A 17686-nucleotide genomic window follows, 5' to 3' on the forward strand; every position below is an offset into this window, starting at 1 on the left:
TCTTATGATGAGTGTTATGTTGTTAAACCATCGACCACCACGTGCGGCAGTCCTTGCGAACATTTTTCCACCCGGCCTTTCACGCCGTAGACCGTCGCCAGGTTCGCGGGGGTAACCACCTCGCCCGGAACTCCGCTGGCGACCAGGGCACCCTCTTTGAGCATCACGGCGTATTCCGCGTGGCGCAGGGCGATGTTGATGTCGTGGATCACCACCACCGTCACGATGTTGCGCAGCCGCGTTTCTCGGGCCACGATGTCCATAACGTGAAACTGATAGTTGAGATCGAGGGCGCTGAGGGGTTCATCTAGCAGCAGAAGATCGGGCTGGCGGATCAGGGACTGGGCCAGACCAATCAGCTGTTTTTGCCCGCCGGAGAGCTGGTCGAGATAACTCATTGCCAGATGGGCGACGCCGAGTTTTTCCAGGATCGCAAAAGCCTCCTCCCCGGCGTTGCCGTCAACGGGAGAGCCGCTGGCGCGTCGCGCGACAATCACTGACTCCAGGGCATGGAGATGCACGCCCGCCGGGAGCGACTGCGGAAGATAAACCACTTTTTGTGCCCGCCTGGCAGAGGGTAACGTCATCAGGTCTTCACCGTTCAGCGCAAGCTTGCCCTGGGCCGGGTTCAGGTCGGCCATGGCGCGCAGCAGCGTCGACTTCCCCGAACCGTTTGGCCCGAGCAGCGCCGTAATTTTGCCGCGCGGCAGCAGGGGCGTCGTCAGCCCGTCGATGATTTTCTTTTTGCGATAGCCGGTGTGCAGGTCGGTGACGATCAATCCATCCATTACAGCGTCCCCCGGTGGCGAATAATAATGCTCAGGAAGAAGGGCACGCCGACCAGCGAGGTGACGATCCCGACCGGAATAATGACGCCGGGAACAATATTTTTGGAGAGCACCGAGGCCAGAGACAGCACCAGCGCGCCGATCAGCATACTGCCCGGCAGGTAAAAGCGATGGTCTTCGCCAAACATCATCCGCGAAATATGTGGGGCGACCAGGCCGATAAACCCGACCGGGCCGACAAACGCCACCGTCAGCGCCGAGATAATGCTGATGCGCAGGAGCGTCGCCAGCCGCAGTTTGCGCACGTTAATGCCAAAGCTGACGGCCCGGTCTTCGCCAAGCCGCAGGGCGGTGAGCTTCCAGGCGTTTTTCAGCGACAGCGGTACGACGATCAACAGGACTACCAGCAGAATCGCAAGCTTATCCCACGACGCGCGGGCCAGGCTGCCCATCGTCCAGAACACCAGCCCCTGGAGCGTGTCTTCGCTGGCGACAAATTGCAGAATGGAGATCAGCGCGTTAAAGGTGAAGACCAGCGCAATGCCAAACAGCACCACGCCGGAGGTGGCGACCCGCGTCCAGCGGCTGATGCCGTCGAGCACGAAGCAGGCCATCAGCGCGAAAATAAAGGCATTGGCGGAGATGAACCATTGATCGGGAATACCGGGGATCCCCAGCCCAAGGATAATCGCCAGCGCGGCGCCAAAGGAGGCGGCGGAAGAGACGCCCAGCGTAAACGGGCTGGCGAGGGGGTTATTCAGAATGGTTTGCATCTCAGCGCCCGCGAGGCCCAGCGCCATTCCCACCACGACCGCCATCAGCGCGAAGGGCAGACGGATATCCCAGACGATTACCCGTGTGCCTGCGTCAGCGGAGGCGGCATCAAACAGCGTGTGCCACAGGGTTGCAACGGAAATCCCGGACGGGCCGAGGGTAAAATCCAGCAGGAGCGAGAGGACGATCAGCAGCAGAATCACACCTGCGACGACAAAGCGGCGCATCACGACTTTACGGTACTGTGACGCCACCGCAGATCCGTCAGGTTTCACGCTGGCGACAAGAGGGGAACTCATTGGCTTACCTTATGCAACAAAAGCAGAATCGTAGTTTATCCCGAAACGTTCCTGTCCTTGATGTTGCCTGATATCCAATATCCGGGGATGCTCCCGGCGACAATATTCGGGATGATAATGCTTATCAATTAAAATGATATGAAGCGCGCAACTCGTTTAGCTGCGGTTTCTGTTGTGCGCAAAAATTAACCTTCCAGATGGCGGCAGGTCATGTACGCGCCCGTTACGCACAGCGCGACGGGCACCAGGAAACTGTGGTCCATACGGGTGGATTCCATGATCAGCGCGATGGCCGTGATCGGCATTTGCAGAGACGCGGCGAGAAAACCCGCGGCCCCCGTCAGGGCAAAACTCGCCATATCCGCGCCGGGGAACCAGCGGCCCAGCAGAATAAACAGCACCGAGCCGAGCAGCCCGCCGACGGCAAGACCGGGTGTGAGCAAACCGCCCTGAGCACCGGCGCGCAGTACCGCCCAGATCACCACCACTTTAAGCATGAGGATCGCGACAGCGAGCTGGAGTGTCACATCGCCGCTGAGGGCCAGCTGCGTCGGGCCTTTGCCATTGCCGGGCAACTGCGGGAACCAGACGGATAGCGCACCCAGCGCGGTAAAAGCAATCAGACTGAAAACCGGCATTTGCCAGTTGCTACGCACTTTGCTGCGCGCGCGCTGCGTTACGCGACGGAACAGAAACGCCGCCGCGCCAAACAGCGGGCCGGAAAGCGCCCCCCAGAAGACCAGCGAAGTGGCGGCGATTTCGGCGGTGAAATGGTACTGATGTTCATCGCCCAGCCCGAGCGTGGCGATCCACGCCGCCAGCGCGGAGGTGACCAGCGCGGCGATAGCTTTCTCCCAGCTGAAGCTGACCAGCAGTACTTCCAGCGTAAAAATGGCCCCGGCCAGCGGAACGTTATACACCGCCGCCAGACCGGCACCGGCGCCGCAGGCGATCATCAGCTGGATATCGGCCAGGCTCAGGTGCAGACGACGGGCGACGCCGCCGGCAAAGAGTGCCCCCACTTCGCGCGGGGCGACTTCCCGACCGAGCGGTGAGCCCATCGCGACGGTGATGATTTGCAGAAGCGAGTTAATGAGCGTGGTGACGGCAGGCATCGGTTGGTCAGGATTTTTGATCGCCTCGCCGATGCTGATGCGCTTTTTGGCGTAGCGCGCCAGCAGCCACCAGCCGATACCTGCTACCAATCCCGCGGCGGTGAGGGCGAGAAAACGCCGCTGGGCGCTGGCATCCGTCACGCCCTCTAAAAACGACTGCGGGCTGATGAGAAGCGTCTGGCTGTAGCCGTAAACGAGGTGCTGTACTTCATGCAGCAGCATGGCGAGCAGCATGCCGCCGAGCCCGGCCAGAATCCCGGTGAGCAGTAACGCAGTCCAGCGATGCAGCCAATTTGTGCGAGACGGATCATGAGCCATCATACGGAATGTCTTGATAAAAAGAGGGAGAAACAGTGTCCCACAAAGCGACAAAACGAGGAATCAATCAGAAGAATTAAAGCGGGAGATTCGTGCCCGCGAGGCGGGCACGAAGGGGGATTAGTGTTTTTCACCAATCGGCAGTACGGTGCGGCCAAACTGTTCGTTCAGCACTTCGCCCATTGCCAGGTAGATTGCGCTCGCGCCACACGCCAGGCCAACCCAGCCCGCAACGTGAACGATGCTTTCGTTATCAGCCAGATGGCCAATCGCCAGCAGGGCGAACAGCACGGTCAGGCTCAGGAACACGAACTGCAGGGCGCGGTTAGCGACCAGCGTACCGAAGAACATGAACAGGGTGAAGACGCCCCACAGGCCCAGGTAAACGCCGAGGAAGTGCGCGTTAGAGGCAGCAAAGCCCATATTTGGCATGACCAGAATGGCGACCAGGGTCAGCCAGAAAGCGCCGTAAGAGGTGAAAGCGGTTAAACCGAAGGTATTGCCTTTTTTATACTCCAGCAGCCCCGCGAAGATTTGCGCGATACCGCCGTAAAAAATGCCCATCGCCAGGATAATATTGTCCATCGGGAATAAACCGATGTTATGCAGGTTCAGCAGAATAGTGGTCATGCCGAAACCCATCAGGCCCAGCGGAGCCGGATTAGCCAACTTAGTGTTGCCCATAAGTCCTCAAAAAAATCATCATTAGTATGGTGAAATGGTTAAACCACGCCCACTCTCCCGAGCAGTGGCGCGGCATAATAATCGGCGCGATCCCTGCCGTCTATGATCTGAGCAGGGTGAATTTAAAAAATTTTTTATCCTTGCCCCTTGATGCATGCCGTTACGACCCCATCTTGTAGTCAACCGCAGTGAGTGAAGCTGAAAAAAATCAAATCAGGGCAGTTGAAACCGCACGTTTCGCCCTTATTACAGATTCACAACCACATGATGAACAAATTTTTAGTGGAGACGTTTAGATGGGTAAAATTATTGGTATCGACCTGGGTACTACCAACTCTTGTGTAGCGATTATGGACGGCACTACTGCACGTGTGCTGGAGAACGCCGAGGGCGATCGCACCACGCCTTCTATCATTGCTTATACCCAGGATGGTGAAACTCTGGTTGGCCAGCCGGCTAAACGTCAGGCCGTGACTAACCCGCAAAACACGCTGTTTGCGATTAAACGCCTGATTGGCCGTCGCTTCCAGGACGAAGAAGTACAGCGTGATGAAGCCATCATGCCGTACAAAATTATCGGTGCTGACAACGGCGATGCATGGATCGACGTGAAGGGCCAGAAAATGGCACCTCCGCAGATCTCTGCAGAAGTGCTGAAGAAAATGAAGAAAACGGCTGAAGATTACCTGGGCGAACCGGTAACTGAAGCGGTTATCACTGTACCTGCATACTTCAACGATGCTCAGCGTCAGGCAACTAAAGATGCCGGTCGTATCGCGGGTCTGGAAGTCAAACGTATCATCAACGAACCTACCGCAGCCGCACTGGCTTACGGTCTGGATAAAGAAGTTGGCAACCGTACTATCGCGGTTTACGACCTCGGTGGTGGTACTTTCGATATCTCTATTATCGAAATCGACGAAGTTGACGGCGAAAAAACCTTCGAAGTTCTGGCAACCAACGGTGATACCCACCTGGGTGGTGAAGACTTCGACAGCCGTATGATCAACTACCTCGTTGACGAGTTTAAGAAAGATCAGGGCATTGACCTGCGCAACGATCCGCTGGCAATGCAGCGCCTGAAAGAAGCCGCAGAAAAAGCGAAAATTGAGCTCTCTTCTGCGCAGCAGACTGACGTTAACCTGCCGTACATCACTGCAGATGCGTCTGGTCCAAAACACATGAACATCAAAGTGACTCGCGCGAAACTGGAAAGCCTGGTCGAAGACCTGGTGAACCGTTCCATCGAGCCGCTGAAAGTTGCTCTGCAGGATGCTGGCCTGTCTGTCTCTGACATTCAGGACGTTATCCTGGTCGGTGGTCAGACGCGTATGCCAATGGTTCAGAAGAAAGTCGCTGAATTCTTTGGTAAAGAGCCGCGTAAAGACGTTAACCCGGACGAAGCAGTGGCCATCGGTGCTGCGGTTCAGGGTGGTGTACTGACAGGTGAAGTGAAAGACGTTCTGCTGCTGGACGTGACCCCGCTGTCGCTGGGTATCGAAACCATGGGCGGCGTGATGACTGCGCTCATCAGCAAAAACACCACTATCCCGACTAAGCACAGCCAGGTGTTCTCTACCGCTGAAGATAACCAGTCTGCGGTGACCATCCATGTGCTGCAGGGTGAGCGTAAACGTGCTGCGGATAACAAAGATCTGGGTCAGTTTAACCTCGACGGTATCAGCCCGGCTCCACGCGGTATGCCACAGATCGAAGTCACCTTCGACATCGATGCTGACGGTATCCTGCACGTGTCCGCGAAAGACAAAAACAGCGGTAAAGAGCAGAAGATCACCATCAAAGCTTCTTCTGGTCTGAACGAAGAAGAGATCGAAAAAATGGTTCGTGAAGCAGAAGCGAATGCTGAATCTGACCGTAAATTCGAAGAGCTGGTTCAGACCCGTAACCAGGGTGACCATCTGCTGCACAGCACTCGTAAGCAGGTTGAAGAAGCCGGCGAACAGCTGCCAACTGATGACAAAACCGCAATCGTTGCTGCACTGAGCGCGCTGGAAACTTCCCTGAAAGGCGAAGACAAAGCGGACATCGAAGCGAAGATGCAGGAACTGGCGCAGGCGTCCCAGAAGCTGATGGAAATCGCTCAGCAACAGCACGCACAGCAGCAGGCTGGCGCTGAAGCGGGTGCTTCCGCGAACAACGCGAAAGACGACGACGTTGTCGACGCTGAGTTCGAAGAAGTCAAAGACAAAAAATAATCGCCCTGATGCAGGGTAATTAATCAGCACGGGCGAAGAGGTTTCCTCTCCGCCCGTGCTCGCATGTTAAGGGGCTGAAAAAACCAATGGCAAAGCAAGACTACTACGAGATTTTAGGCGTTCCGAAAACTGCGGAAGAGCGTGAAATCAAAAAGGCGTACAAGCGCCTGGCCATGAAGTTTCACCCGGACCGTAACCAGGGTGACAAAGAGGCCGAAGCCAAATTTAAAGAGATCAAAGAAGCGTATGAAATCCTGACCGACGCTCAGAAACGTGCAGCCTACGATCAGTACGGTCATGCGGCGTTTGAACAAGGCGGCATGGGCGGCGGCGGATACGGCGGTGGCTTTGGTGGCGGTGGCGCTGATTTCGGCGACATCTTTGGTGATGTTTTCGGTGATATCTTCGGCGGTGGCCGCGGTCGTCAGCGCGCAGCGCGCGGCGCGGATCTGCGCTACAACATGGATCTGACGCTGGAAGAAGCCGTTCGCGGTGTGACCAAAGAGATTCGTATTCCAACGCTGGAAGAGTGTGATATCTGCCACGGCAGCGGCGCGAAAGCGGGGACCAAACCGCAAACCTGTCCAACCTGTCACGGCTCCGGCCAGGTGCAGATTCGCCAGGGTTTCTTCGCGGTGCAGCAGGCCTGTCCGCACTGTCATGGTCGCGGCACGCTGATTAAAGATCCGTGCAACAAATGTCACGGTCACGGTCGCGTTGAGAAAACTAAAACCCTGTCCGTCAAAATCCCGGCAGGGGTGGATACGGGCGACCGCATTCGTCTCTCAGGCGAAGGTGAAGCTGGCGAGCACGGCGCACCGGCAGGCGATCTGTACGTTCAGGTTCAGGTGAAACAGCACGCCATCTTTGAGCGTGAAGGCAATAACCTGTACTGCGAAGTGCCGATCAACTTCGCGATGGCAGCGCTGGGCGGCGAAATCGAAGTGCCTACGCTGGACGGACGCGTGAACCTGAAAGTTCCAGGTGAAACGCAGACCGGTAAGCTGTTCCGCATGCGCGGTAAAGGCGTCAAATCCGTTCGCGGCGGTGCGCAGGGTGACCTGCTGTGTCGCGTGGTCGTTGAAACGCCGGTCAGCCTGAATGACAAACAGAAACAGCTGTTGAAAGAACTGCAGGAAAGCTTCGGCGGTCCAACGGGCGAGAAAAACAGCCCGCGTTCTAAAAGCTTCTTCGATGGCGTGAAAAAATTCTTCGATGATTTGACCCGCTAATCCCTTAGCGAGTGTGAATTTTTCAAAGCCCGGAAGCGATTCCGGGCTTTTTCGTTATGCGAGGGACTGCTCGGTAAAACTGAATTAAATCCCAATGTTAATCTGATTTTTTCGATCTGTTAGCCTTGGTATTATGGTTTTAACGAGGTATGGTCTTAAGAGAGAACTAAAGTGAAACTTTTACAACGATTCTTCAGCAATGAGGCGTCCGGCGGGGTCATTTTGATCCTTGCCGCGATAGCCGCCATGGTCCTGGCAAACCTGGATGCGACGCAGGGGCTGTATCGTGCGTTTCTGGATACGCCCGTAGAACTGCGCGTGGGCGCGCTGGAAATTAACAAGAATATGCTGCTGTGGATTAACGACGCGCTGATGGCGGTGTTCTTCCTGCTGGTGGGCCTGGAAGTGAAGCGCGAGCTGGTGCTGGGCTCTCTGAACAGCCGTCAGCGGGCCGCTTTCCCGGTCATTGCGGCGCTGGGCGGTATGGTGGTACCTGCGCTGCTCTATCTGGCGTTTAACTACCAGGATCCGGTGGCGCGCCACGGCTGGGCGATTCCGGCGGCGACGGATATTGCTTTTGCACTGGGCGTGCTGGCGCTGCTCGGCAGCCGTGTGCCGGTGGCGTTAAAGATTTTCCTGATGGCGCTGGCGATTATCGATGACCTGGGCGCGATCGTGATCATCGCCCTGTTCTATACCAGCGAACTGTCGGTGCTGTCGCTGAGCGTGGCGGCGGGGGCTATCGCCGTACTGGCATTGCTCAATCTCTTCAACGTGCGCCGAATCGGAATTTACGTGCTGGTGGGCGTGGTGCTGTGGACGGCGGTACTGAAATCCGGCGTTCATGCGACGCTGGCGGGAGTTATCATCGGCTTCTTTGTGCCGCTGAAAGCGGATGAGAAGGGCAAATCCCCGGCGAAGCTGCTGGAGCATGTTCTGCATCCGTGGGTGGCCTTTATGATCCTGCCGCTGTTTGCCTTCGCCAACGCGGGCGTGTCGCTGCAGGGCGTGACGCTAAGCGGTCTGACATCTATGCTGCCGATGGGTATCATCGCCGGTCTGTTTATTGGTAAGCCGCTGGGGATCAGCCTGTTCTGCTGGCTGGCGCTCAAGCTGAAACTGGCTTCCCTGCCGCAGGGAACCACCTTCCGGCAGATTATGGCGGTCGGCGTGCTGTGCGGAATCGGCTTTACGATGTCGATCTTCATCTCGACCCTGGCGTTTGCGTCGATGGATCCGCAGCTCATCGTGTGGGCGAAACTCGGCATCCTGACCGGCTCGCTGCTCGCGGCCTTTACGGGTTATACGCTATTGAAAGTGAAGCTGTCGGGGCAGGTGCAACCGGCATAACAGAAAACGGGGGAGGGCAGAGGCCCTCTCCTGACAATACTCTCAGGGAGCGAAAACGCGATGTCTCACATCAATTACAACCATCTGTACTATTTCTGGCATGTCTACAAAGAAGGCTCGGTAGTGGGCGCGGCGGAAGCCTTGTATCTGACGCCCCAGACCATCACCGGCCAGATTAAAGCGCTCGAAGAACGCCTGCAGGGGAAACTGTTCAAACGCAAAGGCCGCGGGATTGAGCCGAGCGAACTGGGCGAGCTGGTCTTTCGCTATGCGGACAAGATGTTCACCCTGAGCCAGGAGATGCTCGATATCGTGAATTACCGAAAAGAGTCCAATCTGCTGTTTGATGTGGGCGTGGCGGATGCGCTGTCCAAACGCCTCGTCAGCGGCGTGCTGGACGCGGCGGTGGTGGAAGATGAACAAATCCATCTGCGCTGCTTTGAATCGACGCACGAGATGCTGCTGGAGCAGCTGAGCCAGCATAAGCTGGATATCATCATCTCGGACTGCCCGATCGATTCCACCCAGCAGGAAGGGCTGTTCTCGGTGAAGATTGGCGAATGCGGCGTGAGCTTCTGGTGCATCAATCCCCCGCCAGAAAAACCCTTCCCGGCGTGCCTGGAAGAAAGACGCCTGCTGGTGCCCGGACGACGTTCGATGTTAGGCCGCAAGCTGCTGAACTGGTTTAACTCGCAGGGTCTGAAAGTGGAGATTCTCGGGGAGTTTGATGATGCGGCGCTGATGAAAGCCTTCGGTGAAGCGCATAACGCGATTTTCGTTGCGCCAACGCTCTACGCGCACGATCTGTACACCGACGATCGGGTCACAGAGATTGGACGGGTGGATAACGTGATGGAGGAGTATCATGCGATTTTTGCCGAACGCATGATTCAGCATCCGGCGGTGCAGCGTATCTGTAACCGCGACTACTCGGCGCTCTTTACGCCGCCCGCGTCAAAATGAGCCTATAAAAAAACCCGCATTAAGCGGGTTCTTTATAAACAAGCAACAACAAGTGGCGATTAAGCCAGTTTGCTGATCTGCGCGGTCAGGTTTGCTTTATGACGCGCTGCTTTGTTTTTGTGGATCAGACCTTTAGCAGCCTGACGATCCACGATTGGTTGCATTTCGTTAAATGCGTTCTGCGCTGCAGCTTTGTCGCCAGCTTCGATTGCTGCGTATACTTTCTTGATGAAAGTACGCATCATAGAACGACGGCTTGCATTGTGCTTACGAGCCTTTTCAGACTGAATGGCACGTTTCTTAGCTGATTTGATATTAGCCAAGTCCAACTCCCAAATATGATCTATGTGGACAATTCAAAGGCCGAGGAATATGCCCTCTATACCTTCTTTTGTCAATGGATTTGTGCAAATAAGCGCCGTTGAATGGCGACGCTACGTTACGTAGTGATGGCGCAGGATTCTACCAGCTTGTCTCCCCTGAATACAGTCTTTCGATGTAAAAAACGCACTTTGCCGGTAGTTTTTTCCCCTCCGAAAGCTAAGCATCATGAAATCATTACGGCTTTCTGATTTGAGGCAACAATCGCCGGTTAACCTTAACCGCTGTACAAGGTATACTCGGGCGATTTTCACTGTTTTGAGCCTGTCATGAAGCTGATACGCGGCATACATAATCTCAGTCACGCCCCGCACGGGTGCGTACTGACCATTGGTAATTTCGACGGCGTGCATCGTGGGCATCAGGCGCTGTTGCAGGGATTGCGTAAAGAGGGCGAGGCCCGCGGGCTGCCGGTCGTGGTGATGATTTTTGAACCGCAGCCGCTGGAGCTGTTTGCCGGTGATAAAGCGCCCGCACGCTTGACCCGTCTGCGCGAGAAATTGCGCTATCTGGCGGAGTGCGGCGTGGACTACGTGCTGTGCGTGCGCTTCGACCGACGTTTCGCGGCACTGACGGCGCAGAATTTTGTCGGCGATTTGCTGGTCAAACGTCTGGGCGTGCAGTTTCTCGCCGTGGGCGATGATTTCCGCTTCGGCGCTGGTCGTCAGGGCGATTTCTTGTTATTACAGAAGGCCGGTCTGGAGTATGGTTTTGATGTCACCAGCACCATGACTTTCTGCGAAGGCGGCGTGCGCGTGAGCAGCACGGCGGTGCGACAGGCCCTGGCCGACGATCAGCTGGACGTGGCGGAGAACCTGTTAGGGCATCCGTTCGCCATTTCCGGACGCGTCGTGCACGGCGATGCATTAGGTCGCACCATAGGTTTCCCGACGGCGAACGTCCCGCTGCGTCGTCAGGTGTCCCCGGTAAAAGGGGTGTATGCGGTAGAAGTCACCGGACTGGGTGACAAGCCGTTGCCGGGCGTGGCCAATATTGGCACCCGTCCAACGGTGGCAGGTGTGCGCCAGCAGCTGGAAGTGCATCTGCTGGACGTTGTAATGGACCTCTACGGTCGCCATATAGATGTAATCCTGCGTAAAAAAATACGCAATGAGCAGCGATTTGCTTCGCTCGATGAGCTGAAAGCACAAATTGCGCGTGATGAGTTAACGGCCCGCGAATTTTTTGGGCTATCGAACCCGGCTTAATGCCTGAACGAGTTTTAAATACGGAACCGAGAATCTGATGAGTGACTATAAATCAACCCTGAATTTGCCGGAAACAGGGTTCCCGATGCGCGGCGATCTCGCCAAGCGCGAACCGGGAATGCTGGCGCGTTGGACCGATGATGACCTGTACGGCATCATCCGTGCAGCCAAGAAAGGCAAAAAAACCTTCATTCTGCATGATGGCCCTCCATATGCGAATGGCAGCATTCATATTGGTCACTCTGTAAACAAGATTCTGAAAGACATTATCGTGAAGTCCAAAGGACTCACCGGTTTTGACTCGCCTTACGTTCCGGGCTGGGACTGCCACGGTCTGCCAATCGAGCTGAAAGTGGAGCAGGAATACGGCAAGCCGGGTGAGAAATTCACCGCCGCCGAGTTCCGCGCGAAATGCCGCGAATACGCCGCCGCGCAGGTTGACGGTCAGCGTAAAGACTTTATCCGTCTGGGCGTGCTGGGCGACTGGTCTCGTCCTTATCTGACTATGGACTTCAAAACTGAAGCCAACATTATCCGCGCGCTGGGCAAAATCATCGGCAACGGCCATCTGCATAAAGGCGCGAAGCCGGTGCACTGGTGCGTTGACTGCCGTTCTGCGCTGGCAGAAGCGGAAGTGGAATATTACGACAAAACCTCTCCGTCCATCGACGTGGCTTTCCACGCGGTCGATCAGGATGCGGTGAAAGCCAAATTCGGCGTGACCTCCGTCAACGGCCCAATTTCTCTGGTGATTTGGACCACCACCCCGTGGACCCTGCCAGCGAACCGTGCGATCTCCCTGTCCGCTGATTTCGATTACGCGCTGGTGCAGGTTGAAGGTCAGGCGGTTATCCTGGCAAAAGATCTGGTGGAGAGCGTTCTGAAACGCGCGCACATCAGCGAATACACTATTCTCGGCACCGTCAACGGCGCTGAGCTGGAACTGATGCGCTTCAAACATCCGTTCCTCGACTTCGACGTTCCGGCGATTCTGGGCGATCACGTTACCCTGGAAGCGGGTACCGGTGCGGTACATACCGCCGGTGGCCACGGCCCGGACGACTACAACATCAGCCTGAAATACGGTCTGGAAATCGCTAACCCGGTCGGTCCGGACGGTGCTTACCTGCCTGGCACTTACCCGGCGCTGGACGGTATCAACGTCTTCAAAGCAAACGACATCATCGTCGACATGCTGCGCACCAGCGGCGCGCTGCTGCACGTTGAGAAGATGCAGCACAGCTATCCATGCTGCTGGCGTCACAAGTCGCCGATCATCTTCCGTGCGACCCCGCAGTGGTTCATCAGCATGGATCAGAAAGGCCTGCGCGAGCAGTCGCTGAAAGAGATCAAAGGCGTGCAGTGGATCCCGGACTGGGGCCAGGCGCGTATCGAATCCATGGTCGCTAATCGTCCTGACTGGTGTATCTCCCGTCAGCGTACCTGGGGCGTGCCAATGTCCCTGTTCGTCCATAAAGAGACGCAGGAACTGCACCCTCGCTCGCTGGAGCTGATGGAAGAAGTTGCCAAACGCGTTGAAGTGGATGGCATCCAGGCGTGGTGGGATCTGGACTCTAAAGAGATCCTGGGCGACGACGCGGCCAACTACGAGAAAGTGCCCGACACCCTCGACGTGTGGTTCGACTCCGGCTCCACCCACTCGTCTGTGGTGGATGTGCGTCCTGAGTTCTACGGTCACGCGGCCGATATGTATCTGGAAGGCTCTGACCAACACCGCGGCTGGTTCATGTCATCTCTGATGATCTCCACCGCGATGAAAGGCAAAGCGCCATACCGTCAGGTGCTGACCCACGGCTTTACCGTGGATGGTCAGGGACGCAAGATGTCCAAATCCATCGGTAACACCGTTTCTCCGCAGGATGTGATGAACAAACTGGGCGCCGACATTCTGCGTCTGTGGGTGGCCTCAACGGACTACACCGGCGAAATGGCGGTTTCCGATGAGATCCTCAAACGCGCTGCCGACAGCTATCGTCGTATCCGTAACACCGCGCGCTTCCTGCTCGCTAACCTGAACGGTTTCGATCCGGTTAAAGACATGGTGAAACCGGAAGAGATGGTAGTGCTGGATCGCTGGGCCGTGGGCTGCGCGCAAGCGGCGCAGGAAGATATCCTGAAAGCCTACGAGTCTTACGATTTCCACGAAGTGGTGCAGCGCCTGATGCGCTTCTGCTCCATCGAGATGGGCTCATTCTACCTCGACATCATCAAAGACCGCCAGTACACCGCGAAAGCGGACAGCGTGGCGCGTCGCAGCTGTCAGACTGCGCTGTTCCACATCGCCGAAGCGCTGGTGCGCTGGATGGCACCGATCATGTCCTTTACCGCAGATGAAATCTGGGCCTACCTGCCGGGTGAGCGCGAGAAATACGTCTTCACCGGTGAGTGGTACGAAGGCCTGTTTGGTCTGGCGGACACCGAAGCGATGAATGATGACTTCTGGGACGAGCTGCTAAAAGTGCGCGGCGAAGTGAACAAGGTGATCGAGCAGGCGCGTGCTGACAAGAAAGTCGGTGGCTCTCTGGAAGCGGCAGTGACCCTGTACGCTGAACCTGAGCTGGCGGCGAAACTGACGGCGCTCGGCGACGAATTGCGATTTGTCCTGTTGACCTCCGGTGCTGCTGTTGCCGATTATGCACAGGCGAGTGCCGATGCCCAGCAGAGCGAACTGCTCAAAGGGCTGAAAGTGGCGCTGGTGAAAGCCGAAGGTGAGAAGTGCCCGCGCTGCTGGCATTACACCACCGACGTCGGCCAGGTGGCGGAACACGCAGATATCTGTGGACGCTGTGTCAGCAACATCGCCGGTGATGGCGAAAAACGTAAGTTTGCCTGATGAGTCAATCAATCTGTAAAAGTGGACTTCGCTGGCTGTGGCTGGTCGTCGTCGTACTGATTATTGATCTGGGCAGCAAGTTCCTGATCCTCCAGAATTTTGCTCTGGGGGATACGGTCCCGCTGTTCCCGTCACTTAATCTGCATTACGCGCGCAACTACGGCGCGGCGTTTAGCTTCCTCGCCGACAGCGGCGGCTGGCAGCGCTGGTTCTTCGCGGGTATCGCTATCGGTATCAGCGTGATCCTTGCGGTGCTGATGTATCGCTCGAAAGCGACGCAGAAGCTAAACAACATCGCCTACGCGCTGATCATTGGCGGCGCGCTGGGCAACCTGTTTGATCGTCTGTGGCACGGCTTTGTCGTCGATATGATCGACTTCTACGTCGGTGACTGGCACTTCGCCACCTTCAACCTGGCCGATAGTGCGATTTGCATCGGTGCGGCGTTGATTGTGCTGGAAGGCTTCTTGCCAAAACCAGCAGCGAAAGAGCAGGCGTAAATGTTAATGCCGGGTGGCGCTTCGCTTACCCGGCCTACAGAATTTTTCGCCTCCCGTAGGCCCGGATCGCTGCGCGCCACCGGGCAAACCGATGGGGCAAAACAAGCGAGCAACTGGCATGTCAAAATCCATACAGAGCAATAGCGCGGTGCTGGTCCATTTCACCCTGAAACTGGACGACGGTTCTACTGCAGAATCGACCCGCAATAACGGCAAGCCTGCGCTGTTCCGCCTGGGTGATACCTCTCTTTCGGAAGGTCTGGAGCAACAGCTGCTCGGGCTGAAAGAGGGCGAGAAAAAAGCCTTCTCCCTGGAGCCTGATGCGGCGTTTGGCGTGCCGACCCCGGATCTGATCCAGTATTTCTCGCGCCGTGAATTCATGGACGCGGGCGAGCCGGAAATCGGCGCAATTATGCTCTTTACCGCAATGGATGGCAGCGAAATGCCTGGCGTGATCCGTGAAATCAATGGCGATTCCATCACCGTCGATTTCAACCATCCGCTGGCCGGGCGTACCGTCCATTTTGATGTTGAAGTGCTGGAGATCGACCCGGCACTGGAGGAAGTGAATGCAGATCCTGTTGGCTAACCCGCGCGGTTTCTGTGCCGGAGTAGACCGCGCTATCAGCATTGTTGAAAACGCGCTGGAGATTTACGGCGCGCCGATTTATGTCCGTCATGAAGTGGTTCACAACCGCTATGTGGTGGACAGCCTGCGCGAGCGCGGCGCAATCTTTATCGAGCAGATCAGCGAAGTGCCCGACGGCGCGATCCTGATCTTTTCGGCGCACGGCGTCTCTCAGGCGGTGCGTAACGAAGCGAAAAGCCGTGACCTGACGGTCTTCGACGCCACCTGTCCATTAGTGACCAAAGTCCATATGGAAGTCGCCCGCGCCAGCCGCCGTGGCGAAGAGTCGATTCTGATTGGCCACGCCGGTCACCCGGAAGTCGAAGGGACCATGGGCCAGTACAGCAACCCGGAAGGGGGCATGTATCTGGTCGAATCGCCGGACGACGTGCTGACGCTTAACGTCAAAAACGAAGCCCGTCTGTCGTTCATGACCCAGACCACGCTCTCGGTGGATGACACCTCCGACGTTATCGACGCTCTGCGCAGCCGCTTCCCGAAAATTGTCGGGCCGCGCAAAGACGACATCTGCTACGCCACCACTAACCGTCAGGAAGCGGTGCGCGCCCTGGCCGAACAGGCGGATGTGGTGCTGGTGGTCGGTTCCAAAAACTCCTCCAACTCCAACCGTCTTGCCGAACTGGCGCAGCGCATGGGGAAAGCGGCGTTTCTGATCGACGACGCCACCGATATCCAGGAAGCCTGGGTGAAAGACGCGACCTGTGTCGGCGTCACCGCCGGCGCCTCTGCGCCGGATATTCTGGTGCAGAACGTGATTAAGCGTTTGCAGGAGCTGGGCGGTGGCGAAGCGGTGCCGCTGGAAGGCCGCGAAGAGAATATCGTCTTCGAAGTGCCGAAAGAGCTGCGCATCGACGCGAAAGAAGTCGAATAATCCCCTCGGTTTTAAACATGCCGGTCCCGTAAGCGACCGGCATTTTTTTGTCTGGTTACCTGTGATTAACCCGACAGTTCCTCCCTCCTGACCTTAGGTTAATCGTTTAATCTGGTAGGCTGATCGTGCCATTCTCCTTGGGCCGGAGAGAAACATGAATCATGATATTATCCTGCCACCCCAGGTGGCATGGGCCAGCGGCGCGTTCGCTAATGGTCCTCTTATCCGCAAAGCCACGTGCGTGGGCGATCTGACGGGCGCGTTTAGCGACACGCTCGCCTGGCAGCAGCGCGATCCAAGTGACATCGTGTATAGCGTGGAAATGCTCGACTCCCCGGCGCAAGCGGGGGCGCTGTATGTCGGCGTGACCCATCTCAATGCCGGGAAAATTGGCGACGAGTTTTATATGACGCGCGGCCATTTTCACAAACAGCGGGAGCAGGGCGAAGTCTATTTCGGGCTGAGCGGGGAAGGTTTGCTGCTACTCCAGACGGAGCTGGGTGAAGCGCGGCTGGAACGCGTCGCGCCAGGCTCGGTCCACATTATTCCTCCCTTCACCGCTCACCGCTTAATCAACACCGGAACTGAAACGCTCTCATCTCTAGCCGTCTGGCCGACGGTGGCCGGGCATGATTACGCCGCGCTGGCAGGCGGTTTTGCCCTTCGCGTTTTTGTCTCAGAAAGTGGCTGGGAGGTGCGACATGGATAAGTTTGGGCTGGAGATGACCATCACCCATCAGCCGCTTGGTTTTAGCTACGGCGATGACGTCACCGGGCCGATGCCGGAGATCCGCACGCTGGATCAGATTCGTCCGTCGCTGCGCAACCCTGACTGCACCGGGCCGGAGCAGGTCTACGCCATCGCGATGGACGTCGCGCGGTTGGCGGATCGCCAGGAGCTGGAAAAACGGATGCTGCTGTTCGGCGTCGTGACCTATGCCGCCGGGACGCTGGGCGATGAACCGGTGCGCAGCCAGGGGCATGTGCATCGTATCAGCCAGCACAGCGGCTGGTCGCCGCCGGAGCTGTACGAAATCTGGCAGGGCAAAGCGATTATCTACATGCAGGAAAGGGTCGAAGACGATCCGGGGCGCTGTTTCGCGGTGCTCGCCGGGCCAGGCGATAAAGTGCTGGTTCCGCCGGGATGGGGGCACGCCACCATCTCCGCTTCGCCCGATGTACCGCTGACCTTTGGCGCGTGGTGCGACCGGGAATACGGGTTTGAATACGACGCGGTTCGCGCGCGCAAGGGGCTGGCCTGGTATCCGCTGGTGCAAGGGAATCACATTATCTGGCAGCACAACTCTCACTATCAGCCGGGGCGGTTGCAGACCATCACGCCGCGTCGTTACAGTGAGTTTGGCATTACCGACGCGCCGATTTATCAGCAGTTTATTGATGACCCGGCGCGCTTCCAGTTTATCTCCCGCCCGGATCGAGCCGCGGAGCTGTGGCAGAATTTCCATCCATAAACAGGGTAAACG

16 protein-coding genes are annotated in these 17686 nt (G+C 56.9%); 11 read left to right on the plus strand and 5 right to left on the minus strand.

Features of this window, described 5'->3' with window-relative positions:
* Window positions 1-14: 14 nt before the first annotated feature.
* The 4 genes from U9O48_RS03460 to satP all read right to left on the minus strand — a co-directional run bounded on the left by U9O48_RS03460 (window position 15) and on the right by satP (window position 3978).
* Window positions 15-788, minus strand: a complete 774-nt coding sequence (locus tag U9O48_RS03460) for an ABC transporter ATP-binding protein (RefSeq protein WP_285150628.1) — start codon at window positions 786-788, stop codon at window positions 15-17.
* A complete protein-coding gene (locus U9O48_RS03465; protein ID WP_390889411.1) occupies window positions 788-1789 on the minus strand; it encodes a FecCD family ABC transporter permease in 1002 nt (333 codons plus the stop codon). Before U9O48_RS03465 ends, U9O48_RS03460 begins: the two co-directional genes overlap by 1 nt.
* A gap of 257 nt (window positions 1790-2046) precedes the next feature.
* Entirely contained in the window at window positions 2047-3297 is a 1251-nt protein-coding gene (locus U9O48_RS03470; RefSeq protein WP_324723518.1) for a chloride channel protein, read from the minus strand.
* Window positions 3298-3414: 117 nt separating this feature from the next.
* Window positions 3415-3978 (minus strand): acetate uptake transporter, encoded by a 564-nt coding sequence (gene satP, locus U9O48_RS03475; protein ID WP_324723519.1) that lies wholly within the window; start codon window positions 3976-3978, stop codon window positions 3415-3417.
* A gap of 296 nt (window positions 3979-4274) precedes the next feature.
* On the opposite strand from satP, the gene dnaK reads away from it, so the two are divergent.
* From dnaK to nhaR, 4 genes are all read left to right on the plus strand, one after another.
* On the plus strand, window positions 4275-6194 hold the full coding sequence (dnaK, locus tag U9O48_RS03480) for a molecular chaperone DnaK (RefSeq protein ID WP_324723520.1): 1920 nt from the start codon (window positions 4275-4277) through the stop codon (window positions 6192-6194).
* Between the two features lie 86 nt (window positions 6195-6280).
* Window positions 6281-7426 carry a molecular chaperone DnaJ gene (gene dnaJ / locus U9O48_RS03485; protein WP_282491590.1) on the plus strand — a complete coding sequence of 382 codons (1146 nt, stop codon included), beginning with the start codon at window positions 6281-6283 and terminating at the stop codon, window positions 7424-7426.
* A gap of 171 nt (window positions 7427-7597) precedes the next feature.
* Window positions 7598-8776 (plus strand): Na+/H+ antiporter NhaA, encoded by a 1179-nt coding sequence (gene nhaA, locus U9O48_RS03490; protein ID WP_285146042.1) that lies wholly within the window; start codon window positions 7598-7600, stop codon window positions 8774-8776.
* Between the two features lie 60 nt (window positions 8777-8836).
* Window positions 8837-9739, plus strand: coding sequence for a transcriptional activator NhaR (nhaR, locus tag U9O48_RS03495; RefSeq protein ID WP_282491592.1), 903 nt, complete (start codon window positions 8837-8839; stop codon window positions 9737-9739).
* Window positions 9740-9798: 59 nt separating this feature from the next.
* On the opposite strand, the gene rpsT is transcribed toward nhaR, so the two are convergent.
* Entirely contained in the window at window positions 9799-10062 is a 264-nt protein-coding gene (rpsT, locus tag U9O48_RS03500) for a 30S ribosomal protein S20 (RefSeq protein ID WP_100777693.1), read from the minus strand.
* 327 nt (window positions 10063-10389) lie between these two features.
* On the opposite strand from rpsT, the gene ribF reads away from it, so the two are divergent.
* The 7 genes from ribF to U9O48_RS03540 all read left to right on the plus strand — a co-directional run bounded on the left by ribF (window position 10390) and on the right by U9O48_RS03540 (window position 17674).
* A complete protein-coding gene (ribF, locus tag U9O48_RS03510) occupies window positions 10390-11328 on the plus strand; it encodes a bifunctional riboflavin kinase/FAD synthetase (protein WP_282491593.1) in 939 nt (312 codons plus the stop codon).
* A 37-nt stretch (window positions 11329-11365) separates the two neighbouring features.
* Window positions 11366-14182, plus strand: coding sequence for an isoleucine--tRNA ligase (gene ileS, locus U9O48_RS03515; protein WP_282491594.1), 2817 nt, complete (start codon window positions 11366-11368; stop codon window positions 14180-14182).
* Complete coding sequence (gene lspA / locus U9O48_RS03520; RefSeq protein ID WP_282491595.1) at window positions 14182-14682, plus strand: signal peptidase II; 501 nt, start codon at window positions 14182-14184, stop codon at window positions 14680-14682. Before ileS ends, lspA begins: the two co-directional genes overlap by 1 nt.
* A gap of 118 nt (window positions 14683-14800) precedes the next feature.
* Window positions 14801-15271 carry an FKBP-type peptidyl-prolyl cis-trans isomerase gene (gene fkpB, locus U9O48_RS03525; RefSeq protein WP_095280714.1) on the plus strand — a complete coding sequence of 157 codons (471 nt, stop codon included), beginning with the start codon at window positions 14801-14803 and terminating at the stop codon, window positions 15269-15271.
* The gene (gene ispH / locus U9O48_RS03530; RefSeq protein WP_282491596.1) at window positions 15252-16202 is read left to right on the plus strand and encodes a 4-hydroxy-3-methylbut-2-enyl diphosphate reductase; all 951 of its coding nucleotides are present in this window, start codon (window positions 15252-15254) and stop codon (window positions 16200-16202) included. Before fkpB ends, ispH begins: the two co-directional genes overlap by 20 nt.
* A 154-nt stretch (window positions 16203-16356) precedes the next feature.
* Window positions 16357-16911, plus strand: a complete 555-nt coding sequence (locus tag U9O48_RS03535; RefSeq protein WP_324723521.1) for a glucose-6-phosphate isomerase family protein — start codon at window positions 16357-16359, stop codon at window positions 16909-16911.
* On the plus strand, window positions 16904-17674 hold the full coding sequence (locus U9O48_RS03540; protein WP_324723522.1) for a glucose-6-phosphate isomerase family protein: 771 nt from the start codon (window positions 16904-16906) through the stop codon (window positions 17672-17674). Before U9O48_RS03535 ends, U9O48_RS03540 begins: the two co-directional genes overlap by 8 nt.
* The last annotated feature ends 12 nt before the right edge of the window (window positions 17675-17686 follow it).

The sequence above is a fragment of the Lelliottia sp. JS-SCA-14 genome (assembly GCF_035593345.1).
Lineage (GTDB): Bacteria > Pseudomonadota > Gammaproteobacteria > Enterobacterales > Enterobacteriaceae > Enterobacter > Enterobacter wanjuensis.